Below are 24775 nucleotides of genomic sequence, written 5' to 3' on the forward strand. Positions count from 1 at the left end.
ACGGTGAGCCGGTGGAGCTGTCCTCGGTGGACCGCTGGATCATCTCGGCGCTGCAACGCACCGAAGCCGAAGTCACCCGCCAGCTGGATGCCTTCCGTTTCGACCTGGCCGCGCAAGCGCTCTACGAGTTTATCTGGGACGAGTACTGCGCCTGGTACCTGGAGCTGGTCAAGCCGGTGCTGTGGGACGAGAGCGCGCCGGTCGAGCGTCAGCGCGGCACCCGTCGCACCCTGATCCGCGTGCTGGAAGTGGCGCTGCGTCTGGCCCACCCCTTTATGCCCTTTATCACCGAAGAGATCTGGCAACGCATCAAGGCCCAGGCCGGCTGCCTTCAAGGTGGAGAGCGCGGCGACACCATCATGCTGCAGCCCTGGCCGGTGGCCAATGAGAGCCGCATCGATGCCGCCGCCGAAGGCGATATCGAATGGGTCAAGCAGCTGATGCTCGGCCTGCGGCAGATCCGTGGTGAGATGAAGATCTCCATGGCCAAGCGCATCGACATCATCCTGCAAAACGCCTCAGCTTCCGACCTGCGCCGCCTGGACGACAACGCGCCGCTGCTGAACAAGCTGGCCAAGCTGGAGTCGGTGCGGGTACTGGGGGCCGGCGAACAAGCGCCGATGTCCGCCACCGCCCTGGTCGGCGACATGCAAGTGCTGGTGCCTATGGCCGGTTTGATCGACAAGGACGCCGAACTGGCGCGCCTGGACAAGGAAATCCAGCGCCTCAGCGGTGAAGTGCAGCGCGTCGGCGGCAAGCTGAGCAATGAAGGCTTCGTCGCCAAGGCCCCGGCCGAGGTACTGGACAAGGAGCGCGCCAAGCTGGCCGAGGCCGAGCAGGCCCTGAGCAAGCTGGTCGAGCAGCGCCAGAAGATCGCCGAGCTGTAAAAACAGAGCCCGCCCTCGCAAGATGGCGGGCTTTTTTTCTTAGCGGCAGCCACCAGGCCATCGCCCCTTCCGACAGGCAGACCGATCAGGCATTCTCGGCCACTGCCCACACCCTGACTGCAACGGAACCACTCCCATGTATGTGCTAATGGCCCTGCTCTTCGTCGTCGGCTACCTCTGCATCGCGTTCGAGCACCCGCTGAAGATCGACAAAGCCGCCTCGGCCATCCTCACCGCGGTGTTCTGCTGGACAGTGCTGGTGCTCGGCGCCGAGAGCATCCTGCCGCTGCTGGAGGCCGGCGCCCATGCTGGCAGCAACAGCGAGTTGGTGGTCGGCGAGTTGCGCCATCATTTGGGGGAAATCTCCGAGATCCTGTTCTTCCTGATGGGCGCCATGACCATAGTCGAGCTGATCGACGCCCATGACGGCTTCAAGGTCATCACCGAACGCATCCGCACCCGCAAACGCGTGCCGCTGCTGTGGCTGATCGGCTTTATCACCTTCTTCCTCTCCGCCGTGCTGGATAACCTGACCACCACCATCGTCATGGTCTCGCTGCTGCGCAAACTGATCGACGACCGCCACGAGCGCTGGTTCTACGCCGGCATAGTGGTCATCGCCGCCAACGCCGGTGGCGCCTGGTCGCCGATCGGCGACGTGACCACCACCATGCTGTGGATCGGCAACCAGATCAGCGCCAGCGGCATAGTCGGCCAGCTGTTCCTCCCCAGCCTGGTATGCCTGTTGGTACCGCTGAGCGTGCTCAGCCTGAGCATGAAAGGTGAGTTCCAGCGCCCGGCAGCCAGCGAACCCGACGAAGCGCACCGCGACCCGACCACCCCGTTCGAACGCAACCTGGTGTTCGTCCTCGGCATTGGCGCGCTGCTGTTCGTCCCGGTGTTCAAGACCCTCACCCACCTGCCGCCCTATATGGGCATACTGCTGGGCCTCGGCGTGCTCTGGGTAGTCACCGAATGGCTGCACCGCGGCAAGAAGGATGAGGACCGCCACCCGCTGTCGGTGGCCGGCGTGCTGCGCAAGATCGACACCACCAGCGTGCTGTTCTTCCTCGGCATCCTGCTGGCCGTGTCCAGCCTGGCCACCGCCGGCCACCTGACCCAGGTCGCAGGCGCACTGAAGGACAGCCTGGGCAACATCTACGCCATCAATCTCGCCATCGGCTTGCTGTCTTCGGTGGTCGATAACGTGCCGTTGGTGGCCGGGGCGATGAAGATGTACCCGCTGGTCAGCGCCGAAACCCTGGCCGCCGCCAATAGCGAAGCCCACTGGCTGGGCAGCTTCGTGGTCGACGGTCCCTTCTGGGAGCTGCTGGCCTACTGCGCCGGTACCGGCGGCAGCTGCCTGATCATCGGCTCGGCGGCCGGCGTGGCGGCCATGGGCATGGAACGCATCGACTTTATCTGGTACCTGAAGAAAATCAGCTGGCTGGCCCTGATCGGCTATCTGGCCGGCGCGGCGACCTATATCGCTATCGCCCTGAGCTGACGGCCACTCACCCAAGGAACGCGATATGGAAGTGAGCAAAACCAGAACCAGCTTTTACCGCCGCCTCTATGTGGCCTGGCTGATCGACAGCGGCGCTGCCTGCAGCGTACCGGCGCTGCTGGCCGCCACCGGCATGCCGCGACGCACCGCCCAGGACACCCTCGCCGCATTGGCTGAACTGGATATCGACTGCGTATTCGAGCAACAAGCCGGTGAGCGCAATAACGCCGGGCACTATGTCATTCGTGACTGGGGCCCAATCAACCCGCAGTGGATCGCCAGCCATCTGGTGGAGATCAAAACCCTGCTCGGCTACCCCTAACCCACGAGACCGTCATGCGCAGCTCCCGTCGCCTGTTACTGGTCATGCTGTTTCTGCTCGGCCTGTTCGCCCTGTTCGAGGCCCTGGGCCTGCGCGCCCAGTTCAACCTGGACAGCTTGCAAGCCTTGATCCTGCTGCACCCGGTCAGCGGCCTGCTGCTGTTTATCCTGCTGTTCGCCCTGGGCAACCTGATCCAGATTCCCGGCTGGATCTTCCTCGCCGCCGCGGTGCTGGCCCTGGGTCGGGTCTATGGCGGCATCGCCACCTACCTGGCGGCCAGCGTCTCCTGCGTCTTTACCTATTTCACCATCCGCTATCTGGGCGGCGACGCCCTGCGCGAGCTGGATAACCGCCTGGCCAAGCGCCTGCTGGCCGGTCTGGACCGGCATCCATTGGCCAGCATCATCGCCCTGCGCATGCTGTTCCAGACGGTGCCGGCGCTGAACTATGCCCTGGCCCTGTCCGGCGTGCGCTTTCGCCATTACCTGGCCGGCACCCTGCTGGGCCTGCCGCTGCCAATCGCGCTGTACTGCCTATTCTTCGATTATCTGGCGATGTGGCTGAATATCGGCTAGCCAGCAGCCTCTCCCTGTGAATAATGCCCCGGCCCTTTGCCGCCCCAACGGATCGCCATGTCTCGTCCACCGTCACGCCCCGCCCCCGCCAAGCCCGATGCCGCCAAGGGCCAGCTGCACCCGCGTAACCTTCATCAGGGTCGCTACGACTTCCCCGCGCTGATCAACGCCAGCCCGGAGCTGGCGGCCTTTGTCATCATCAACCCCTACGGCAAGGAGAGCATCGACTTCGCCAACCCGGCGGCGGTCAAGGTGTTCAACCGGGCGCTGCTCAAGCAGTTCTACGGCATCGCGCATTGGGATATCCCGGCGGATTACCTGTGCCCGCCGATTCCCGGACGCGCCGACTACCTGCATTACCTGGCCGACCTGCTGGCCGCCGGCAATGCCGGCGAGCTCCCCCGGGGCGCCAAGGTGCGGGCCCTGGATATAGGCGTGGGCGCCAACTGCATCTACCCGCTATTGGGCAACCGCGAATACGCCTGGCAGTTTCTCGGCTCGGATATAGCCGCCAGCGCCATCGCCTCGGCCAAGGCCATAGTGCAGTCCAACCCGGGCCTGAGCGATGCCATCGAGCTACGCCAGCAAAGCAACCCCGCGCATATCTTCCAGGGCTTGCTAACTGCCGATGAGCGCTTCGACCTGACCCTGTGCAACCCGCCCTTCCATGCCTCGGCCGATGAAGCCAGCAGCGGCAGCAAGCGCAAATGGCGCAACCTCGGCAAGCTCGACCCCAAGCGCAAACTGCCGGTGCTGAACTTCGGCGGCCAGGCGGCCGAACTCTGGTGCCAGGGCGGCGAAGCGGCCTTTGTCAGTCGTCTGATCAAGGAGAGCGCGCAATATGGGCAACAGGTGCTGTGGTTCAGCAGCCTGATCTCCAAGGCCAGCAACCTGCCCGGCGTCTACAGCGCGCTGAAAAAGGCCGGCGCATTGCAGGTGAAAACCGTGGAAATGGCCCAGGGACAAAAGCAGAGCCGCTTTGTCGCCTGGACCTTCCTCTCCTCGCAACAACAACAGGACTGGCGGCAGAGCCGCTGGAAATAAAATATCGCCCGGGATAAGCCATATTGCGGGGGCGCCGATCCAAAATTAGCCCGGATGCAATCCGGGAACGGGTCTTACGGCCTGCTAATGCTCCCCGGATTGCATCCGGGCTACGGGTCTGCGGTGTTGCGCTCGTGACGGCGCTCACCTCTGAGCACTCCTCAAGGCATTCGGTTTTCTGCTCCATGGCCAGCGAACCGCCAGCCGCGCTACCATGCGCCCCTTTTCGGCTTTCACACGCAGGAGATGCCCATGCCCTTTAGCGACTTCCGCCCACCGGTTGCCCAACTCCTGGCGCTGGGCGACCCGCTCGATGGACTGGATGAGATTTCTTACCGGGAACTCGGTCTGAGCGAAGCCGATGTGCCGGAACTCTGTCGCCTGACCCAGTCTGGCACCCTCTATGGCGATCAGGCCGACGACCTCGAAGCCTATGCTAGCGTGCATGCCTGGCGCGCGCTGGGTGAACTGCGGGCAGAGGCCGCCATCGACTGCCTGATCGGCGAGTTCCGCCACGCCGAGATGGACGACTGGGTAATGGAGGAGTTACCGGCGATCCTGGGGCAGATTGGATCAGCCGCGATCCCGGCCCTCACTGCCTATCTCAAGGACGACAGCAACGAGATATGGGCGCGTTCCACCGCCGCGGCTTCCCTGACGGCGATCGCCCAGGCCTTTCCCGAAAGCCGGGAGCGCTGCAGCGCCACTCTCAGCGGCGAGCTGACCCGCTTTGCCGAGCAGGACGTTAGCTTCAATGCCCTGTTGATCGGAGAGCTGATCACCCTCGCGGCAGTCGAAGCCGCACCGCTGATGGAGCAAGCCTTCGCCGCCAGAGCGGTCGAGCTGATCCATGCGGGCGACTGGGAGGATGTGCAGATCGAGCTGGGTCTGCTGGAGCGGCGCCTGACCCCCAAGCCCGATTATTTCCTGGAGACCTACGGCTATAGCTTCCCCACGTTCAGGGAGTCGGAGCCCAAGCCCCTTAAAGCCACAGCCGACAAGGCGAAGAAAACCAAGCGCAAGCAGCAAGCGAAATCTCGCCAAGGCAACCGCAAGAAGAAATAACCACCGCGGCACGATCGACTCGTAGCTAGGCGTTTTTACCAAAATCCAGCAGGGTGAGTGGCCCTCTAATCATTGTTGGAAACAGCGCAAACGGCGGACAAGCCTTCGGCATCTCCGCCCTACACCCGCGCCATAGCGTCGCTGCATAAATCCGTAGGGTGGACATGGCGCAGCCTTGTCCACCACAGCGACGCAACACCGCTACCAGGGCAACCAGCCGCCCAAGCCCAGCCACAGCCCGGCCAGGCACATGCTTAGCAGGGTGACCGGGAAGCCGCTACGGGCGAAGTCGACGAAACTCAGCAATACGCCCAGCCGCCGCGCGCTTTCGGCGACTATCAGGTTGACCACGCTGCCGATCAGCAGCAGGTTGCCGGCCAGGGTCGACAGGATCGCCAGGCCCACCAGCATGGACTCGGACGCATCCGGCAGCACACCCAGCAGCAGGATGACGAAGGGCACATTGCCGATCAGATTGCCGGCCAGCAGCGAGGCGCTAGCCAGGGTGATCACGCCCTGAGGCAATAGCCCGTACTCCTGCAGACGCGCCGCCACTGCGGCCACCTCGGGCAGGCCCAGGGCCGCACCTGTGACCACGAACAGCCCGGCGAATAGCAGCAACAGGTTCCAGTCGACCTTGTGCACATAGTCGCGGCTGTCGACCCGGCGCGAGATCATCACCAGCGCGGCGATCAGCAGGGCGGAAATTTCCCGCGGCATGCTGGTGGCAAACAGCCCAAGCAGTACCAGGCTGGCCAGCAGCGGCTTGAGGTAGCTGTGCACGCCGTAGATGCGCTCGACCGGGGTTTCCTCCACCACCAGCGGCTTGGCCACGCCCCAACGCTTACGCCATTGCAGCCAGATAACCCCATAGGTAATGGCCAGAGCGGCCAAGGCCGGCGGCCCGGCGATAGCGCTGAATGCCCAGAAATCCAGGCCGCCGGCCTGGCCGATCAGGATGTTCTGCGGGTTGCCGATCAGGCTGGCCGAGGAACCGGCATTGCACGACAGCGCCAGGGCCAGCAGAAAGGGCCGCGGATCGAGGCCGCGGGCCAGCAGGCTGTGGCACAGCAGCGGGGTCAGGGCGAAGGCCACTATGTCGTTGACCAACAGCGCCGACAGCAGGCCACCGAGCAGCACCACGCCCAACAGCAGCAGCGCCGGGCGCTGGGCATGGTGGCTGAGCCGCTCGTTGAGCCAGGCATACACGCCGGAAAAGTCGAACTGCGCGGAAATCAGCATCAGCGCCAACAGCAGCAACAGCGCCCCGGCATCCAGCTGGCCGGCCGCCTCGCCTGGCGACTGCGCCCCCGTGACCAACAGCAGCACCGCAGCGCAGCCGGCGATCCAGCTGCGATCGACGCGCAGGCCGCGAATGCCGCCGGCGGCCATGCCCAGATAGGTCAAGACGAACAAAGCCAAAACCACCCACAGATTCATACTGCCATCCCCATTGCCCTGCCCCTCGAATGAGCTGCAGCACTCTAATGGGCGCCAGGCTGGCGGGGAACCCGCCGCAATAAAAAGACAGCCCGCTAACGGCAATGCCGTTCACTTAAGGCAGCTGATCGGCGATTTTTGTAGCCCGGATGCAATCCGAGAGTGGACTTGCAGGCGGTAGATTTCCCCGGATTGCATCCGGGCTACGCTCTGGGCACCTTGCATGCGACAAACGACCCGAGACAGTCCCGTAACTGGACGGCATTAGGGCAACCTAGGTAGTTTTTCAGCGACCTGTTAAGCCCTAACCAAGGCCGCCGAATAACAGCCAGTCGCTTATTCGACCAGGCGAATTGCGGATGCAGCCAAGAACAGCCTATATATCAATACAGGTGCGCAAATAATAAGCAGGGACGGTGCCGCTCGCGCGCTCCAGCGCCAGTCCCTATATCGCCTGTAAGGAATGCCTGCATGACGACCCGTCGGCTGCTCCACTGCCTTCTTGCTGCCATCAGCTGCCTGCTGTTGGCCGAGGCTCCAGCCAGGGCCGAGGATGGCGTGAGCCCCAGTGAAGTCCGCGTCGGCATGGTCAACGCGCAGAGCGGCCCGGCCGCCGGCCTGGGCTTTGGCATGCTGGCCGGGGCCAAGGCCTATTTCGCCCGGGTCAATGCCGCCGGCGGGGTGCATGGCCGCCAGATCCGCCTGATCAGCAGAGACGATGGCTACGAACCGGCGCGCACGGCGGCGCAGACCGAGGCGCTGATCCACACCGACCAGGTGTTCGCCCTGCTCGGCTATGTGGGCACGCCCACCTCCCGCGCGGCCATGCCGATAGCCATGGCCGCGCAGGTGCCTTACCTGTTCCCCTTTACCGGCGCCGACTTCCTGCGCACCCCGGCCAAGCCCTGGGTGTTCAATATCCGCGCCTCCTACTTCGATGAAACCGAAGAGCTGGTCGAACGCATGACCGAGGATCTCGGCGTCAGCAAGATTGCCCTGCTGATGCAGGACGACTCCTTCGGCGAATCGGTCAAGGGCGGCCTCGCCGGGGCCTTGCACAAACGCGGCATGCAGATCCAGGCCGAGGCGCGCATCCAGCGCAATTCGCTGGAGGTGGCGGACGCGGTGCACAGCCTGCAGCTGCATCAACCCGACGCCATAGTATTTGTCGGCACCTACCGGCAACTGGCCGCCGCGATCAAACAGGCGAAGGCCTCGGGCATGGCGGCGCGCTTCCTTACCGTGTCCTTTATCGGCACCGATAACTTTATTACCGCCGCCGGGCCCGACGGCGATGGGGTCTATATCACCCAGGTGGTGCCGGCGCCCCACGACGCCTCGGTGGCCGTGGTCGACCGCTACCTGCACGACATCAGGCCCGCCGATATTGGCTACACCTCGCTGGAGGGTTATCTCGGCGCGATGATTTTCGTCCAGGCGCTGCGCCAGGCCGGCGCCCAGCCCACGCGGGTGAAGCTGACCAGCGCCCTGGAAGCCCTGCACAGCGACCTCGGCGGTTTCAAGGTGGCGTTCTCGCCCACCGACCACCAGGGCTCGGATGCGGTCTTCCTCACCCGCATCCAGGGCGGCAAGGCCATACCGGTCGACAAGATGTACTAACAGGCCGTTTTTAACGCCGTATCGGCAACGTAGGTAGTTTTTCAACGGCCTGTTAAACGGCAAAGCGCCTATCCAGGCCGCTATAGCCCATGCCCACGCCCTTGTGCACCTTGAGTTGCACCGGGATGCGTTCCTTGAGCGCTTCCACATGGCTGATCACCCCGATCATCTTGCCGCTGGCATTCAGGCTGTCCAGCGCATCCAGCGCCACCTCCAGGGTTTCGCCGTCCAGGGTGCCGAAGCCTTCGTCGAGAAACAGCGAGTCGATGCTGGTCTTGTGGCTGACCAGATCGGACAGGGCCAAGGCCAGGGCCAGGCTGACCAGAAAGCTCTCGCCGCCGGACAGGGTCTTGGTGTCGCGGGCGACATCAGCCTGCCAGGTGTCGATCACCTCCAGCTCCAGCTCGCCGCTGCTACGGCGCGCCAGCTGGTAACGGCCGTGCAAACGCTGCAGCTGCTGGTTGGCCAGGTAGACCAGATGCTCCAGGGTCAGGCCCTGGGCGAACTTGCGGTACTTGGCGCCATCGGCCGAGCCGATCAGGCTGTTGAGCTGCTGCCACAGGTCGTATTCGCCCTGCTTGGCGCTGATCGCGGCGAACAGGCTCTGCTGCCCCTGCCTGCGCGCGTCATCGCCCTGCAGCTGGGCGCGGATCTCACCCTGGCGCTGGCTCAGGTTTTTCAGCTGGGCGCTGAGGGCGAGCAGCTGTTCGTCCAACTGCTCGCGGCTGAGTTCAGTCGCTGGGCTGGCCTGCAAGGCGGCCAGCTGCTGCGCGGCGTCGGCCTTGAGCGCCTGGGCATCGCTCAGGGCTTTAGTCAGGCGCGCCTGCAACTCGTCCAGCTGCTGACGCTGCTGGTCATCCAGCACGGCGGCGAGAAAGGCCGCCTGATCGGTAAAGGGGCTGGCGGCCAGGGCGTTCAGCCAGGCCTGCTGGGCATGCTGCGCCTGTTCTTGTTCGGTCCGGCAGCGTTGCTGCTGGGTCAGCAGCACGCCCTGCAATTGCCCCAGCTGTTGCTGCGCCCGCTCGAACTCGGCCTGCAGCTGTTGCAGGGCAGTGTCGGGATCGACGGCCGAGGATGCATCCGCCACTAGCGCTTGGCCGTAGTCCGCGCAGCGCTGCTGCCATAGCCGCGCCTGCTCCAGCGCATGGGCCACTTGCCGTTGCTGCTCGGCGAGCTGCTCGGCGAGGCTCTGCAATTGCTGTTGATCCTGCTGCCAGCCGTGCCACTCCCGTTCGCGCGCGGCCAGCCAGACCGACGCATCCTCGGGCAGTCGATAACCCAGCGTGGCCAGACTTTCCGCCAATAACTGCTGCGCCTGCTGCCACTCCAGCAGCGCCTGCTGGGCACGCTGCGTGGTGTCCTGCTGTTGTTGTTGCAGATGCCTCTGGTCCTGGTTCAGCAGGTCCAACCGGTTAGCCGCCGCGCCCTGCGCCGTATCCGCCGTAATCCGCTGTTCACGGGCCTGGGCCACGGCCTGGTGCAGCCGATCCAGCTGGGCAAGGCGCTGCTGCAACTGCTGCAGTCGCTCGCCCTGCTGCTGCAGTGCGCCTTGCAGCGCGGCAGCGTTATCCAGGCTCGGCTCGAGGGTCTGGCAATACTGCTGCCAACGTTCGCCGAGCTGTTGCAGCTCCTGCTCTCTGCGCTGGCACTGCAGCTGCAGTTGTTCGCTCTGCGCCGCCAGGGCGGCCAGGCGGTTGCTCAGCGCCTCGCCTGCGGCCCGCACCGCGTCCTGTTCCTGGCGTTTTTCCAGCAGGCTCTGCTGGGTCGCCGAGAGATTCAGCGCCTGGTACTCGGCAATCGCCGGATGCTCGGTGGAACCACAAAGCGGACAAGCCTGATCCGGCTGCAGGGCCGCGCGGTAGGCCTCCAGCTGCTGAATCCGCTGCTCCTGCTCGAGGAGTTTTTCCTTGTCGTTAATCTGCTGCTTGAGCTCGCCGAAACGCAGCCGCAGGCCATCACGTTGTGCGCTCAGGCTCTGCTGTTCGGCTTGCTGCGCCGCCAGTTGCGGCTGCGCCTGGGCCAGTTGTTCCTGCAGCTGCTGGCGTTGCCCGGCCAGCTGCTGCAGACGCTCCAGCTGCCGGCCCCGCTCCAGCAGCTGTTGCCACTGTTCACGCAGCGCGCCGTCGCTCTGCCCGCCCAGCAAGACATCCAGCTGCGTTTGTTGCGCGGTTTCGGCCTGCTGCGCGCTCAGCTGCTGGCTGTGCGCCTCGCCACACAGGCGCTGCTGCTGCGCAAGCTGCTCCTGCAGCGCCTGCAGCTCGCCTTGTAGCTGCCGCTCAGCGCCCTGCACCCGGCTTAACTCGGTAGCCCGCTGCGCCAGCAACTCGAAACGCGTGCGCCAGTTGGGCAATTGCTCGCCCAAGTGTGCGCGCTGCGGATCGGCCGCCAAGCGTTGCTCGAGTTCGGCGCGTTGCCCCCGCAACTCGTCCAGCCGGTTCTGCCGAATCTGCTGCAGCTGCTCACCGAGCTGCCGCGCACGCCCCAGCTGCCGCCCCAGCGCCGCGCTCAACTCTTGCTGCTGCGCCTGGGTGTGCTGCACCTCGGCCTGGCTCTGCTGCAACTGCTGTTCGCTACGCTGCCAGTCGCGGTAGAGCGGCTGCAGCTTGGCCGCTGGCTCGCTGGCGGCCAGTTGCGCCAACTGTGGCTGGGCATCCTGCAGCGCCTGCTGCGCCGTCTGTTCGGTCAGGCTGGTGGCTTGCAGCTGGGCCTGGGCCTTGGCCAGGTCCTCGCACCACTGGCGCTGGCGTTGCAGCTCGGCTTGCTCGGTAGCCAAGCGAGCCTCTTCGCCGCCCAGCTGCTCGGCCTCGCCCTGCAGTTCCAGGCGCTGCGCCTCGCTCAATAGCTCGACGCCGGAGGCCTTGGCGCGCAGCTGGTCGAGGGCGACCTTGACCTCGCGGCACTGCTCGAACACCCGTTGGGAAATCTGCCCGTAGATATCGGTGCCGGTCAGCTCTTCCAGCAACTCGGCGCGCTGGTTGGCGTTGGCCTCGAGAAAGGCGGCGAAACCGCCCTGGGCCAACAGCATGGACTTGGTAAAGCGCTCGAAGTCCAGGCCAGTCAGGCGCTCGGTCTCGCGTAGTTTCTCGTTGATCTTGTCGGTGACAATCTGTCCGGAAGCGTCGGCCAGCTCGACCTTGGGCGCCTGCAGCGCGCCGTCGGCCTTGTCGCGAGCGCGGCGCTGGCTCCAGAAGGCGCGGTAAGCAACGCCCTTGACCTCGAATTCCACCTCGGCCAGGCAGTCGGCGGTATGCCGGGTCATCAGCTCGTTGCCGCTAGCCGACAAGCTACTCATGCGTGGCGTGCGGTGATACAGGGCCAGGCAGATGGCGTCGAGCAAGGTGGTCTTGCCGGCACCGGTGGGCCCGGTGATGGCGAACAGGCCGTTGTCCTTGAACGGCTCGGCGCGGAAGTCGATCTTCCATTCGCCCTTGAGCGAGTTGAGGTTTTTCAGGCGCAGGCTAAGGATCTTCACAGCTGCTCCTCGCGCAGTTCACTCACCACCCGGCTGTACAAGCCAAGCAGGCTTGCCTGTTCGGCATCCTCCAGGCTTTCGCTGCTCAGGCGTTGGGCGAACACCTGCTCCACACTCAGCTCATCCAGGGTTTCCCTGGCCTGGCCCTGCAGGCTGGCGCTGGCCGTGCCGCGCTCGCGGCGGATACGCAGCACCTCCACCGGCAGGCCCTCGCACAGGGCGGCGATACGCAGCTGCAGATCGCTCAGGTAATCGTCGGTGCCGACCAGCACCTCCAGCCATACCGGCTGCTCGGCGTTGCCCTGCTCCGCCGCTTGCTTGATCTGCACTTCCAGCTCTTTTAGCGAGCCACGCAGCGATAACAGCGGCTGAAAACGTGGCACCGGCAGCACGCTGATCTGGCGCAAACCGCTGCTATCCAGCTCCACCAGCAGCACTTCCTTCTGCTGCTTGGCTTCATCAAAACTCAGGGCAATCGGCGAGCCGCAGTAGCGGATATGTTCCAGGCCACCGACCTTCTGCGGCCGATGGATATGCCCCAGGGCGATATAGGCCGCCGGCGGAAAGGCGCTGGTGGGAAAGGCCTCCAGGCTGCCGACATAGATCTCGCGCACCGAATCGCTGGCGCTGGCACCCACAGTGGTCAGATGGCCGGTGGCGATAATCGGCAGGTCGCCGCCCAGCTCGGCACGCTTTGCCACGGCCAGGGTGTAGAGGTCCTGATAGTGCTGCTGGATCGCCTGTTGCAGCGACTGCTGTTTGTCCTGGGCACTCTGCCCGGCCTGGCTTTGCAGCACATCGCGCGGGCGGATAAAGGGGATGCCACAGAGAATCGCACCGGGCGAGCCGTCGCACCGATGCAGCACCAGCAGCTGTTCATCCAGCTGCTCGCAGACGCCGGGAATTACCCGCGTACCCAATTGCGCCAGCAGGGTCTTGCTCTCGCCGAGCATGGCCACAGAATCATGGTTACCGCCGAGCACCACCAGCTCGCAGCCGCTGCCACGCAACTCGACGATAAAGCGGTTGTACTGCTCGCGGGCGTAGCTGGGCGGCGCGCCGGTGTCGAAGATATCGCCGGCAATCAGCACGGCATCGACCGCATGCTCGCGCACCTGCTCGACCAGCCAGGCGCAGAACGCCTGATGCTCGGCCTGGCGGGTCTTGCCCATAAAGTGCTGGCCCAGATGCCAGTCGGAGCTATGCAGAATGCGTATGGACTGAGTCAAAACTGCCAGTCCTTGACCACCATATGGGTCTTTACCTTCTGCATGCCGGGGAAGTTTTCGATCTCCCCGCGTATCTCGCTGAAGCGCTGCATGGACGGCGCTTCGATAGATACCAGCATGTCGGTCTCGCCGCTGATGCCGCTGCAGCGCCGCACCTCGGGGTACAGGCGCATCAGCTCGACATAGTGTTCGCAGCGCCCGCCCTGGTAGAACAGCTCCAGATAGGCCTTGATCCCGGCATCGCCCGGCGCCGCCACCTGAGCGTGGTAGCCGCTGATAACGCCGCTGTGCTCCAGCTGGCGAATGCGCTCGCTGACCGCCGAGCGCGACAGGTTGACCTCGCGGGCAATCTGGCTGACGGCTAAGCGCGCATCGGCGCGCAACAGGGCGAGTATCTGCTGATCGAACTTGTCCACTCGGGGCTCTCGGAAAAAGGCAATTTGACGGGCAATGGCGCCAGTTTGTCGGTCAAAGCCGACGCTTCGCCAGCAGCCTGCAACGGGTGGGCGATTTAACATGGCGAACGAAACCGCAGAGCATACAACATGAGTCGTCTGAACCAGGAATTGGGCCTGCTGCAAGGGATTGGCCTGCTAAGCACCTCGCTGCTCGGCACCGGGATTTTCGTGGTGCCGGCGCTGGCCGCCACGGCCGCTGGTGCGGCCTCGCTGTGGGCCTGGATGCTGCTGATCGCCCTGGTGCTGCCGGTGGCCTTTACCTTTGCCCAGCTGGGCCGCCACTTCCCCCACGCCGGCGGCGCGCCGCACCTGATCGGCCGCGCCTTCGGGGCGCGGATGGAGCGCCTTAGCGCCCTGCTGTTTCTCGCCGTGCTGCCGGTGGGGCTGCCGGCGGCGCTAAATATCGCCAGCGGTTTCTGGCAGGCCGTGCTGCCCATCGACAAAGGCGCGGCGCTGCTGATCCAGTTCGCCACCCTGGCCGCCATGCTGTGGCTCGGCCAGCGCCCGGCCAAGGCTTCCGGCCTGGTGCAGGGTGCCATCGCCGTGGCGATTATCGGCACCATTGCGCTGATCTGGTGGGTCGGCGACTTGCCTGTCAGCAGCCAGCCGCTGCTGCCGCCGATCCAGGGTTCCTGGCAACTGCTGCCAGCGGCGCTGGGGGTGATGTTCTGGTGTTTTGTCGGCATCGAGGCCTTTACCCATATGGGCGAGGAGTTCAAAAACCCCGAGCGCGACTTCCCCCTGGCCCTGCTGTTCGGCGTGCTGCTGGCCGGCCTGGTGTACTGGGCCTGCTCGGTGGCGGTGCTGAGTTTCCAGGCCTACGGCGATGTGCAGACCGATGCGGCCTCCCTGCCGCGCCTGCTCGACCTGCTGCTGGGCGAGAAGGCGCGCTGGCTGGCGGCCATAGTCGGCTACCTGGCCTGCTTCGCCTCGATGAACGTCTATATGCAGGGCTTCGCCCGGCTGATCTGGAGCCTGGCCGACGAGGGCAAACTGCCGGCCGGCCTGGCCCAGCGCAACAGGCACGGCGTACCGGCCCGCGCCCTGCTGCTGGTGGTGCTGAGCTGCGCACTGTGCGTCAGCCTGGCCGGCCTGCTCGACCTGACGGTGGACGACCTGATCCGCTACGCCAACGGCAACTTCGTGGTCATCTACCTGCTCAGCATGGCCGCCGGTTGGGTGCTGCTGCGCGGCATCTGGCGCTGGCTGGCCGGCTTTAGCGCCCTGCTGTGCGTGCTGGTGCTGCTGATGCTCGGCGCGGACGCCTGGTATGCCCTGGGCCTGCTGGCGTTGCTCGCGCTACTCGATCGCTGGCGCGAGCACAGGAACATCCGCCTGGCTAGCGTGCGCAGCTGATCCGAACACGCAGGGCATTTAGCTTGGCCGGTCATTGCGGCTATCCTCAGCCAAGCTAATGACAAGGACTGACCATGCGCCGCATTCTCCGTGACCTGAAAATCATGCTGTTGGCCAACCTGTGGATAGTGCCGGTGCTGGCCGGCCTGGTCGGCGCGCTGTTCTACTTCGTCGCCCCGCCGCCGCCCATGCATGCGCGCCTGGCCACCGGCGCCGTGGGCGGTGGCTACCACGCCTTCGCCGAGCGCCTGCAAGCCGAGCTGAAATTGCAGGGCTTCACCCTGGAACTGGTAGAAAGCGCCGGCTCCGAGGACAACCTGGGCAGGCTAGGCAAGGGCGAGGTGGAGCTGGCCCTGGTGCAGAGCGGCCAGGAACTGACCCTGGCGGACGAGGCCCGCGCCAAGCTGACCGGCCTCGGCGTGATGTACCGCGAGCCGCTGTGGCTGTTCACCGGCAGGAAGGTCAAGTTCCAGCGCCTGGCCGATCTGACCAAGCTGCGCCTGGCCATAGGCGGGGAAGACAGCGGCACCCAGGCGGTGACCGCCGCGCTGTTCGCCGCCAATCGCATCGAACCGGCGCAATACCCCAAGCGCTGGCAGCAACTGGGCGGCAGCCGCGCCGCCGATGCGCTGATCGCAGGCGATCTGGACGCCGCCTTCTTCGTCGGCCCGGCGGAAAACCCGCTGATCCAGCGACTGGCCGCAGAATCCAAGCTGCGCCTGGTCAGCCTGCGCCGCACCGAAGCCTACCTGGCGCGCCTGCCTTATCTCAGCCGCCTGGAAGTGGGTGAAGGCATGCTCGACATGGCGCAGAACACTCCAAACCGCGACATCGTCACCCTCGGCCCGGTCGCCACCCTGGTGGCCGGCGAGGCATTCCACCCCTCGCTGACCCCGCTGATCCTCGAGGCGGCGAAGACCGTGCTGAAGAACGGCAGCCTGCTCGACCCCGCCGGCAGCTACCCGGCCAAGCCGCCACTGTCGCTGAACACCCTGGCCGAGGCCGATTACTACTACGCCAAGGGTCTGCCAATCCTGCAGCGCTACCTGCCGTTTCGCATCGCCTCCCTGGCCGACCGCTATATCATCCTCGCCATCCCGCTGCTGGTGCTGCTGTTCCCGTTGTTCAAGGCCATCGGCCCGATCTACCAGTGGCGCATCCGCGCGCGTATCTACCGCTGGTACAAGCACCTGCGCGAGATCGACCAACTGCTGTACAAGGGCAAGCTGCCGGGCGACCTGGACGCCGAAATCGCCCGTCTGGAGCGCCTGGAAGACGAACTGGCGCGGGTCGAGGTGCCGCTGTCCTACTCCAGCGAGCTGTACGAGCTGCATATGCACCTGCGCTATATGATCGAGCGACTGACGGCCTACAAGCGACGCACGACTGCCGGGCAGCTGGTCGGGTAACATGCGCGCTTTCCGTTTACGCACCACGAGGCCGCCATGCCGATCCGCCACTGCATCGTCCACCTGATCGACAAGAAGCCCGATGGCACGCCCGCCGTGCTGCATGCCCGGGATACCGAGCTGGGCGCGTCCCAGGCCATCGAGAATATGCTGGCCGACCTCAACGAGAGCTATAACGCCAAGCAGGGCAAGGCCTGGGGTTTCTTCCACGCCGAATCCGGGGCTTATCCGTTCAGCGGCTGGTTGAAGAACTACCTGGAGAACGGCCAGGATTTCGCCGCCTTCAGCCGCCAGGCCGTGGAGCAGCTGCAGAAGCTGATGGAGGAATCCAACCTGTCCACCGGCGGCCATGTGCTGTTCGCCCACTACCAGCAAGGCATGACCGACTACCTGGCAATCGCCCTGCTGCACCACAGCGAAGGAGTGGCGGTCAACGAGGCGCTGGACGTGACTCCGGCCAAGCACCTGGACCTCGGTCAGCTGCACCTGGCGGCGCGGATCAACATCTCCGAGTGGCGCAACAACGCCAACTCCAAGCAGTACATCTCCTTTATCAAGGGCAAGAACGGCAAGAAGGTTTCGGAGTACTTCCGCGACTTTATCGGCTGCCAGGAAGGGGTCGACGGGCCGGGGGAAACCCGTACCCTGCTCAAGGCCTTCAGCGACTTCGTGGAAAGTGAAGACCTCCCGGAGGAAGCGGCCCGGGAGAAGACCAAGACCCTGGTCGACTACGCCAGCAGCCAGGCCAAGCTCGGCGAGCCCATGGGCTTGCAGGAACTCTCCGGGCTGATCGACGAAGAACGGCCGCGGGCGTTCTTTGATCATATCCGCAACAAGGACTACGGCCTGTCGCCGGAAATCCCGGCGGACAAGCGCACCCTCAGCCAGTTCCAGCGCTTTACCGGACGCGCCGAGGGCCTGTCGATCAGCTTCGAGGCGCACCTGCTCGGCTCGAAGATCGAGTACGACGAAAGCAGCGACACCCTGGTGATTCGCAACCTGCCGACCCAGCTGACCGATCAGCTCAAACGCCGCAAGGGCTAACAGGCCGTTGAAAAACTACCTACGTTGCCGATACGGCGTTAAAAACAGGCTCAAAATGCTCATTTACACCAGTAAACTCCGCTTTTTCGCCTGTTTTTGCCTTGCCTCGACTGCCTCGCCTACATTTTTCAACGGCCTGCTACACCCATGACACACCTGCCCGATAGCCTGCTGGACGCCTGCCGCTGCGATCCCGCGGCGCCGTTCGGCCAGGACCCAGCCCGCGACTTGGGCCTGCACAAGCACGCCGCGCAGCTGGCCCTGGCCGAGCTGCGGCCCTGGCTCAACCGCCAGCAGCGAATGCTCTGGGCCACGCGTCGAGACGCCCTGCTGCTGATCCTGCAAGGCCCCGATTGCTCGGGCAAGGACGGGGTGATCCGCCAGCTGATCAGCGCTTTCGATCCCCAGGGCGTGCGCCTCCATGGCTTTCAGCAGCCCGATGCCTGCGAGCGGCGGCATGATTTTCTCTGGCGTTACCAGCGCCGTCTGCCGGACCTCGGCCTGCTCGGGGTATTCAACCGCAGCTATTACGAAGGGCTGGTCAGCGACCCGCTGGATGGCCTGTGCAGCGCTGCTGAGTTACCCGCACGCCGCCAGGCTATTCAAGCCTTCGAGGCGCAGCTGCTCGCCCAGCACACACGGCCGCTGAAATGCTTTCTGCAGATCTCCCGTGGAGAACAAGAACTGCGTCTGCGCGAGCGCCTGGAAAACCCGGAAAAGCGCTGGAAGCTGCACGCCAGCGACCTGCAGGCCTACCGCGAATACGACCTGCGCCAACAGCGCTGGGCCGAACAACTGAGCGCCAGCCACAGCGAGGATGCGCCCTGGTATGTGATCCCGGCGGATCATCGCTGGCTGCGCGACTGGCTGGTGGCCAGCCTGTTGGCCCGCGAACTGGAACGCCTGCAGCTGGACTGGCCGGATAGCCCGCCGCCCTTTAGTCTGGACGAGTTGGATCAGGCCAAGGAGCGCCCATGAAGAAAATCATTCTGCTGCTGACCGCCCTGGCGCTCTACCAGCACTGGGACAGGCTGCAACTCTGGCTGCAACCGGTGCAGGCCAGCCGCCCCGGCGAGGTGGTGCTATACGCCACCCAGTGGTGCGGCTACTGCGCCAAGACCCGCGAGCTGCTGGCGGCAGACCGGGTGGCTTACCGTGAGGTCGATATCGAACACGACCCCGTCGGCGAGGCCGCCTACAAGGCCCTGGGTGGCCAGGGCGTGCCCGTGCTGGATGTGAAGGGCACTGTCATTCACGGTTACGCCCCCCAGGCCATACGCGCCGCTTACTAAGTCGCTGGCCGGCGCCCACGCGGAACCCGGGCGCTGGCGACTGAACTAGAGTCAAAGGCAAGGTACCACCGCCTGCCGCCAGGAATAGGCCATGCCGCCGCCCTGCAAGCCGTCATGCCCACTGCCCAGCGCCCGCCCCTGCTGCGCACGGGCGGCGCTGTGCCTGGCCCTGCTGGCCGGCGCGGCGGCCATGGCCTCGGAGCAGCCGCCGGCGCAAGCGCTGCGCAGCGACAGCGGGCGCTTCGTGGCGGCCAATGCCGAGTTCACCCTGGTGCACGAGCTGGGGCATCTGCTGATCGCCGAACTGGATCTGCCGGTGCTCGGCCGCGAGGAGGACGCCGCCGATCAGCTCGGTTTTATCAGCCTGTTCCTGTCCTACGGGCGCCAGCGCGACGCCGACTTCTATGCCAAATTGCTGGATATCGCCGATTACTGGCGCCTGGAATGGCAGCGGGAAAAACCGGCGGAGGAAGAGGTGTATGCCTGGGCCAGCCACGGTCTCGACGCCCAGCGCTTCTACAACCTGGCGTGCCTGATCTACGGCAGTGATCCGGATCAGCTGGAATGGGTGCCCAAGGTCACCGGCCTGCCGGTGGAGCGGGCGCTCTATTGCGATCAGGAGTACGCCCAGGTGCGCAAGGCGCTGGCCTGGGTCGAGCAGCAGCACGGCCGCGCGGCGGGTGAGCCGATCCGCCATCGTATCCAAGTGATCTACGAGCCGCCCAGCCTGCGTCTGGAGGATAGTCAGCGCCTGCTCGAGCAGATCCGTCGCTCGGGCGAAGTGGAGGCCATCGCCGCCCGCGCCAGCGAGACCTACCGCCTGCCCCGCGATCTGGTGCTGCGCCTGAGCAGCTGCGGCGCGCCGGATGCCTGGTACAGCCGCACTGGCGGCGAACTGGTGCTGTGCTACGAGCGCCTGACCTATTTCCAGACGCTCGCCGCACAACTGCCGCGCCTGCGCCAACTCCCGCAGCCAGCGCTATGCCAAGCCTGCCGATAGGCTGAGCAGCAGAACCTAACGCGCCTCGATACGAAAGCCCAGACGCGGGAAGTGCACATGCAGGGTGCCGGCTCGGGGATCTTCGCGGCGCAGGATCAGCTGTTCATGGCCACTGAAGACCAGTTCGCCTTCGACCGCGTCGACCCCATAATCGACGGCCGCGATCGCCACCCGCTGGCCCGGCGCAAAGCCATTGGGGTCGATCAGGGCCTCCTCCGGCAAGGCCGCCGGGGTGGCATCGCGGGCAATGGCGACGGCCTCTTCCCCGCTCATTTCGCTGTACGCGCCATGGCCGAAGCCCAGCACCCGCTCCAGCCAGGCGGCGACCGCCGGGTAGGCATCGATCAGCGGCGCGGTCACCGGCGTGCCGCGCAGGAACCACAGCGGGTGGGCCATGGCGAAGTCGGCCAGCGAGGGCTCGCCGAACAGGAAGTCGCCCGGCTCGCGCTCGAGTTGCTGCTGCATCCGCGCCATCAGGGTCGGCCACTGGTGCTTGGCCTGCTCCAGGGGAATACGCGCCGCCTGGCCACCGGAGAACAGGCTCGAGCGGTCGGCGATAAAGGCCTTGAGAAACTCCGGCGGCAGCTTGCCGAAGCGCGCGGCGATGGAGTCCGGCTGGAACACCAGGCTGACCGCATGCAGGAAAATCTGTGAGTCGGCCCACTGGGCGAAGCTGGCCACGTTGAATTCCTGGCCTTCGGGAAACAGTGCCGGGATGCTTTTTTCCGCTTCCAGGCGGCGAGCGATCAAGGCCGTGTCGCAATAGATGTCGGCCCCCACCTGTAGCACCGGGGTCTTGCGGTAGCCGCCGGTCAGGGCGGTCAGATCCGGCTTGGGCATCACCGCCGGGATAGTCACCGAACGCCAGGACAGTTGCTTGAAGCCGAGCATCAAGCGCGCCTTTTCGGCGAAGGGCGAGGTCGGGTAGTGGTGCAGGATCAACTCGTGCATGACAGGCTCCGCAACTAATAAAGTAAAGCAGCAGATTAACCGCGCCGGCCGTAGCGGCCTACCCGGTTAGCCTGATGCTGCGTCATCAACCCCAAGGATAAGGCTCGCGGTCGCCACCAGGGCTTCCTTGGCCGCCTTGCCCAGGGCCTTGATCGCCCGCTCGCGGCGCAGCGCGTCACCCTTGCTGGCGCAGGCCTCGGTATACACCAGGGCCTGCGCCGGACTGGAGTGAAAAAACCGCGCGCCCTTGCCGCTCTGATGCTTGGCAAAGCGCTTGAGCGGATCGTCGCTGATACCGCAATACAGCGCGCCATTGACCGCCCGCACCAGATAGACAAACCAGGCTTTGGGCAGTTGTTCAACCTCAACCAGGGTAGTCGAATCGGGCATTGCGCAGACCGGCAGGCATGGAAACAAGGCCGCCGAGCTTAGCAGAGAAGCCCCGACAAAGGCCTCAACGGCCCTGCTGAAAGGCCGCCAAACCCTTGGCCGCCTGCTGGCGAATGGCCTTCTGCACCGGTGGCGCCCAGCCCAGCAGCAGGCCCTTGATGCCCAGGGCCTGGCCGGCCCAGCGCCACAGATCGAAACGGTCGTGGTGCTCGACTATCTTGCCGTCGCGAAACACGAAGTGGGCCTCGATCTGGTTGACCACGGTATTGCCGGTCTGGCTGAACAGGTAAGTCGCGACCCAACGGGCGCGACCCTGGCGCTCGTCCGCCTCGACGCCATCGAAGGTCAGGGAAAAGTCCTTGGCCCGCGCACAGAGCATGCGCCACATATCGCCGGCAGCGCGACCGCGCAGGTCGGTAAACACCGGGTCGCTGAAGCGCACATCCTCGGCATAACAACCGGCCATGGTCTCGCCATCCAGTTGCTGGAAGGCTTGGTAGAAGCGCTCGATCAGTTCGGCGTTGGCGTGACTCATGGGCAAGACTCCAGGTTAGGACTGTCAGGAGTATTGCGCTAAAAAGCCCAGGGCGCGATTGGCGTAAAAGACAACTTTATGTCAATAATCGCCAAGTCTTCGACCGAGCCAACCGTCCATGCTGAGGATCGCCCTCTATATCTGCCCGCAAACCGTCTGTTCCAGCCTGAGCATGGCCATGGATGCCTTCGCCCTGGCCAATCGCCTGGCCGAGCGGCCGCTGTTCGAGCTACAGCGCTTCAGCCTGAACGGGGCGGCGGTGGATCTGGGCTTTGCGCAGATCCAGGTCGACGGCGACCTGCGCGCCGCCGAGGTTGCGGACCTGGTGCTGCTGCCAGCCACCGGCAGCGCCATCGACAGCACCCTAGGTGCCAATGCCGCCTTGCTGCCCTGGCTGGCCCAGCGTCCGCCCGGGCAACAGCTCGCAAGCCTGTGCAGCAGCGCCTTTCTGCTGGCCGCCGCCGGCCTGCTCGACGGTCGCCGCGCCACCACCCACTGGGCCCTGGCCAGCCAGTTCCGCCAGCGCTTCCCCCGGGTCGAGCTGCAGATCGAGCAGCTGCTCTGCCAGGACGGCAATCTGCTCAGCTCCGGCGGAGCCCATGCCGGCCTGGACCTGTGCCTGTACCTGATCGGCCAGCACGCCGGCGAGTGGCTGGCGCAGCAGGTGGCCAACGCCCTGGTGTTTGACGCCCAGCGCGGCCGCCAGTCGCGTTATGCGCCGCTGCTGCCACCGCTGGCCAGCCACGACAGCCAGGTCGCGCCCCTGCTGCAGTGGATGCACAACCACCACGGCGAAGTCATCGACCTCAATCGCCTGGCCGCCCAGGCCAACTGCTCATCGCGCACCCTGCTGCGGCGCTTCAAGGCCAGCACCGGGCTGACGCCCAACGACTACCTGCAACGGCTGCGCATCGGCACGGCGCAACGCGCCCTGAGCAATCCGAGCTGCTCACTGGAACAGATTGCCGCACAGGTTGGTTATGCCGATCGCGCCACCTTCGCCAAGCTGTTCAAGCAGCTGTGCGGGGAAACCCCGGGGGCGTTTCGCCGCCGTCTGCGCCAGCCTACAGACACCACCGGCCAGCCGTAGGGTGGGCGGCGCCAAGCCGCGATGCCTGCCTCCGACCCAATTGTCGAGCGCCGCGTAACCCACCACAACGCCTTCATCGCTCGATGCAGCGGTGGGTTACGGCGCATCACGAACCAGGTGCACTTCCGAGTCAGGTAACAGTGCGCCCCACCCTACGAAAATAAAGCGCCACGAAAAAGGGAGCCCTAAGGCTCCCTGGTTCGTAACAGCTATGACTCAGTGAATAATCTGACTGAGGAACAGCTTGGTGCGCTCGTTCTGCGGGTTGGTGAAGAAGGTGTTGGGCTCGGCCTCTTCGACTATTTCACCCTTGTCCATAAAGATCACCCGGTTCGCCACGGTGCGGGCAAAGCCCATTTCGTGGGTCACGCAGAGCATGGTCATGCCGTCTTCGGCCAGGCTGACCATGGTATCCAGCACTTCCTTGACCATTTCCGGGTCGAGGGCCGAGGTCGGCTCGTCGAACAGCATGATCTTCGGCTTCATGCACAGCGCGCGGGCAATTGCCACGCGCTGCTGCTGGCCGCCGGAGAGCTGGCCGGGGTACTTGAGAGCCTGTTCGGGAATGCGCACGCGCTCGAGAAAGTGCATGGCAATTTCCTCGGCCTTGCGCTTGGGCAGCTTGCGCACCCACATAGGCGCCAGGGTGCAGTTCTGCAGCACGGTCAGGTGCGGGAACAGGTTGAAGTGCTGGAACACCATGCCCACTTCCCGGCGCACGGTTTCAATGTGCTTGAGGTCGTGGGTCAGTTCGGTGCCGTCGACTATGATGCGGCCCTGCTGGTGTTCTTCCAGACGATTGAGGCAGCGGATGGTGGTCGACTTGCCCGAGCCGGACGGCCCGCACAGCACGATACGCTCGCCGGCCTGCACGTTCAGGTTGATGTCTTTGAGCACATGGAACTGCCCGTACCACTTGTGCACGCCCTGCATCTGGATCATGCCGTCAGCAGGCGCAGGCTGTTTGATTGCTTCACTCATGGGGTAGCTCCTAACGCTTGTGGCCAGTGTCCAGCTTACGCTCCAGATGTTGGGAGTAGCGGGACATACCAAAACAGAAAATCCAGAAAATCAGCGCGGCGAACACGTAGCCTTCGGTGGCCATGCCCAGCCAAACCGGATCGCTGGTGGCTTGCTTGATGCTGTTGAGCAGGTCGAACAGGCCGATGATGATCACCAGGCTGGTGTCCTTGAACAGCGCGATAAAGGTGTTGACTATGCCGGGAATCACCAGCTTCAGGGCTTGCGGCAGAATCACCAGGCCCATCATCCGCCAGTAGCCCAGGCCCATGGCCGCGGCGGCCTCGTACTGGCCCTTGGGAATGGCTTGCAGGCCGCCACGCACCACTTCGGCGATATAGGCCGACTGGAACAGGATCACCCCGATCAGCGCGCGCATCAGCTTGTCGAAGCTCAGGCCTTCCGGGAGGAACAGCGGCAACATCACCGAGGACATAAACAGCACGGTGATCAACGGCACCCCGCGCCAGAACTCGATAAAGGTCACGCAGATCACCCGGATCGCCGGCATGTTCGAACGCCGTCCGAGCGCCAGCAGGATGCCCAACGGCAAGGCCCCGGCAATGCCCACTGCAGCGATCACCAGGGTCAGCATCAAGCCGCCCCACTGGCTGGTGGGCACGGCCGCCAGCCCGAAGAAGCCACCGTGCAGCAACCAGTAGGCCAGCAGCGGATAGACCACTAGGAAGCTCAGGCCATAGAGTGCCTTGCGCGGCATCTGCGGGATAAACAAGGGCGCGGCGCCGATGACGGCCAACCACAGGCTGGTGTTCACCCGCCAGCGCAGCTCGGTCGGGTAGAAGCCGTACATGAATTGACCGATGCGCTGCTGCACAAACACCCAGCAGGCCCCACCGCTGGTGCAGTCCTCGCGGGTCGTGCCGACCCAGTCGGCATCGAGCAAGGCCCACTGGATCAGCGGCGGAATGATCAACCACACCAGGTAGGCGGCGAACAGGGTCAGCAGGCTGTTGAACCAGCTGGAGAACAGGTTGGCGCGCAGCCAACCGAGCACGCCGACGCTTAGCAGCGGAGGCGGCATATCGGGTTTGAACGTATGGATTTGCAT

The 24775-nt window shown here is 64.9% G+C and carries 23 protein-coding genes; 14 read left to right on the top strand and 9 right to left on the bottom strand.

The features are described from left to right. From Q8Q83_RS00950 to Q8Q83_RS00975, 6 genes are all read left to right on the top strand, one after another. Positions 1 to 887: class I tRNA ligase family protein (locus Q8Q83_RS00950; protein WP_305620328.1), on the top strand; the 887-nt coding region annotated here is incomplete at its 5' end. A gap of 136 nt (positions 888 to 1023) precedes the next feature. After that, on the top strand, positions 1024 to 2394 hold the full coding sequence (gene nhaD / locus Q8Q83_RS00955; protein ID WP_305620330.1) for a sodium:proton antiporter NhaD: 1371 nt from the start codon (positions 1024 to 1026) through the stop codon (positions 2392 to 2394). A gap of 25 nt (positions 2395 to 2419) precedes the next feature. After that, positions 2420 to 2716, top strand: a complete 297-nt coding sequence (locus tag Q8Q83_RS00960) for a winged helix-turn-helix domain-containing protein (protein WP_305620332.1) — start codon at positions 2420 to 2422, stop codon at positions 2714 to 2716. A gap of 14 nt (positions 2717 to 2730) precedes the next feature. After that, a complete protein-coding gene (locus tag Q8Q83_RS00965) occupies positions 2731 to 3291 on the top strand; it encodes a VTT domain-containing protein (RefSeq protein ID WP_305620334.1) in 561 nt (186 codons plus the stop codon). 57 nt (positions 3292 to 3348) lie between these two features. Further along, positions 3349 to 4335 carry a 23S rRNA (adenine(1618)-N(6))-methyltransferase RlmF gene (gene rlmF, locus Q8Q83_RS00970; protein WP_305620336.1) on the top strand — a complete coding sequence of 329 codons (987 nt, stop codon included), beginning with the start codon at positions 3349 to 3351 and terminating at the stop codon, positions 4333 to 4335. Between the two features lie 252 nt (positions 4336 to 4587). After that, complete coding sequence (locus tag Q8Q83_RS00975; RefSeq protein ID WP_305620338.1) at positions 4588 to 5400, top strand: hypothetical protein; 813 nt, start codon at positions 4588 to 4590, stop codon at positions 5398 to 5400. A gap of 201 nt (positions 5401 to 5601) precedes the next feature. Here the strand turns inward: Q8Q83_RS00975 and Q8Q83_RS00980 are convergent, their stop codons facing one another. Continuing rightward, positions 5602 to 6840 (bottom strand): SLC13 family permease, encoded by a 1239-nt coding sequence (locus tag Q8Q83_RS00980; protein ID WP_305620339.1) that lies wholly within the window; start codon positions 6838 to 6840, stop codon positions 5602 to 5604. 471 nt (positions 6841 to 7311) lie between these two features. On the opposite strand from Q8Q83_RS00980, the gene Q8Q83_RS00985 reads away from it, so the two are divergent. Further along, positions 7312 to 8460, top strand: coding sequence for an ABC transporter substrate-binding protein (locus Q8Q83_RS00985; protein WP_305620342.1), 1149 nt, complete (start codon positions 7312 to 7314; stop codon positions 8458 to 8460). A gap of 52 nt (positions 8461 to 8512) precedes the next feature. Here Q8Q83_RS00985 and sbcC read toward each other — a convergent pair whose 3' ends face one another. From sbcC to Q8Q83_RS01000, 3 genes are read right to left on the bottom strand one after another with little or no spacing between them, the layout of a single operon-like run. Then, positions 8513 to 11932, bottom strand: coding sequence for an exonuclease subunit SbcC (sbcC, locus tag Q8Q83_RS00990; RefSeq protein ID WP_305620344.1), 3420 nt, complete (start codon positions 11930 to 11932; stop codon positions 8513 to 8515). Then, entirely contained in the window at positions 11929 to 13149 is a 1221-nt protein-coding gene (gene sbcD, locus Q8Q83_RS00995) for an exonuclease subunit SbcD (protein WP_305620377.1), read from the bottom strand. Before sbcD ends, sbcC begins: the two co-directional genes overlap by 4 nt. Positions 13150 to 13157: 8 nt before the next feature. After that, positions 13158 to 13577 carry an Lrp/AsnC family transcriptional regulator gene (locus Q8Q83_RS01000; protein ID WP_305620346.1) on the bottom strand — a complete coding sequence of 140 codons (420 nt, stop codon included), beginning with the start codon at positions 13575 to 13577 and terminating at the stop codon, positions 13158 to 13160. Positions 13578 to 13706: 129 nt separating this feature from the next. Here Q8Q83_RS01000 and yjeH point away from each other — a divergent pair, with 129 nt between their 5' ends. The 6 genes from yjeH (at position 13707) to Q8Q83_RS01030 (ending at position 19720) form a co-directional block, all read left to right on the top strand. Further along, positions 13707 to 14975 carry an L-methionine/branched-chain amino acid transporter gene (yjeH, locus tag Q8Q83_RS01005; protein WP_305620348.1) on the top strand — a complete coding sequence of 423 codons (1269 nt, stop codon included), beginning with the start codon at positions 13707 to 13709 and terminating at the stop codon, positions 14973 to 14975. 74 nt (positions 14976 to 15049) lie between these two features. Next, complete coding sequence (locus Q8Q83_RS01010) at positions 15050 to 16384, top strand: TAXI family TRAP transporter solute-binding subunit (protein WP_305620349.1); 1335 nt, start codon at positions 15050 to 15052, stop codon at positions 16382 to 16384. A 36-nt stretch (positions 16385 to 16420) separates the two neighbouring features. Beyond that, positions 16421 to 17428: a nucleoid-associated protein YejK gene (yejK, locus tag Q8Q83_RS01015; protein ID WP_305620351.1), complete on the top strand. Its 1008-nt coding sequence runs from the start codon at positions 16421 to 16423 to the stop codon at positions 17426 to 17428. A gap of 147 nt (positions 17429 to 17575) precedes the next feature. Next, positions 17576 to 18406: a hypothetical protein gene (locus Q8Q83_RS01020; protein WP_305620352.1), complete on the top strand. Its 831-nt coding sequence runs from the start codon at positions 17576 to 17578 to the stop codon at positions 18404 to 18406. Next, entirely contained in the window at positions 18403 to 18720 is a 318-nt protein-coding gene (locus Q8Q83_RS01025) for a glutaredoxin family protein (protein WP_305620353.1), read from the top strand. Before Q8Q83_RS01020 ends, Q8Q83_RS01025 begins: the two co-directional genes overlap by 4 nt. A gap of 91 nt (positions 18721 to 18811) precedes the next feature. Continuing rightward, complete coding sequence (locus tag Q8Q83_RS01030; protein WP_305620355.1) at positions 18812 to 19720, top strand: DUF4344 domain-containing metallopeptidase; 909 nt, start codon at positions 18812 to 18814, stop codon at positions 19718 to 19720. Positions 19721 to 19735: 15 nt separating this feature from the next. On the opposite strand, the gene Q8Q83_RS01035 is transcribed toward Q8Q83_RS01030, so the two are convergent. The 3 genes from Q8Q83_RS01035 to Q8Q83_RS01045 all read right to left on the bottom strand — a co-directional run bounded on the left by Q8Q83_RS01035 (position 19736) and on the right by Q8Q83_RS01045 (position 21596). Next, complete coding sequence (locus Q8Q83_RS01035) at positions 19736 to 20671, bottom strand: glutathione S-transferase family protein (RefSeq protein ID WP_305620357.1); 936 nt, start codon at positions 20669 to 20671, stop codon at positions 19736 to 19738. A gap of 66 nt (positions 20672 to 20737) precedes the next feature. Next, positions 20738 to 21061 (bottom strand): GIY-YIG nuclease family protein, encoded by a 324-nt coding sequence (locus Q8Q83_RS01040; protein WP_305620359.1) that lies wholly within the window; start codon positions 21059 to 21061, stop codon positions 20738 to 20740. Between the two features lie 64 nt (positions 21062 to 21125). Next, positions 21126 to 21596: a nuclear transport factor 2 family protein gene (locus Q8Q83_RS01045; protein WP_305620360.1), complete on the bottom strand. Its 471-nt coding sequence runs from the start codon at positions 21594 to 21596 to the stop codon at positions 21126 to 21128. Between the two features lie 118 nt (positions 21597 to 21714). Here Q8Q83_RS01045 and Q8Q83_RS01050 point away from each other — a divergent pair, with 118 nt between their 5' ends. Next, on the top strand, positions 21715 to 22686 hold the full coding sequence (locus Q8Q83_RS01050) for a GlxA family transcriptional regulator (RefSeq protein WP_305620362.1): 972 nt from the start codon (positions 21715 to 21717) through the stop codon (positions 22684 to 22686). 216 nt (positions 22687 to 22902) lie between these two features. Here Q8Q83_RS01050 and Q8Q83_RS01055 read toward each other — a convergent pair whose 3' ends face one another. Further along, entirely contained in the window at positions 22903 to 23667 is a 765-nt protein-coding gene (locus tag Q8Q83_RS01055; RefSeq protein ID WP_305620364.1) for an amino acid ABC transporter ATP-binding protein, read from the bottom strand. A 10-nt stretch (positions 23668 to 23677) separates the two neighbouring features. Then, entirely contained in the window at positions 23678 to 24775 is a 1098-nt protein-coding gene (locus Q8Q83_RS01060; RefSeq protein ID WP_305620365.1) for an amino acid ABC transporter permease, read from the bottom strand.

The organism is Pseudomonas sp., from assembly GCF_030696055.1.
Lineage (GTDB): Bacteria > Pseudomonadota > Gammaproteobacteria > Pseudomonadales > Pseudomonadaceae > Aquipseudomonas.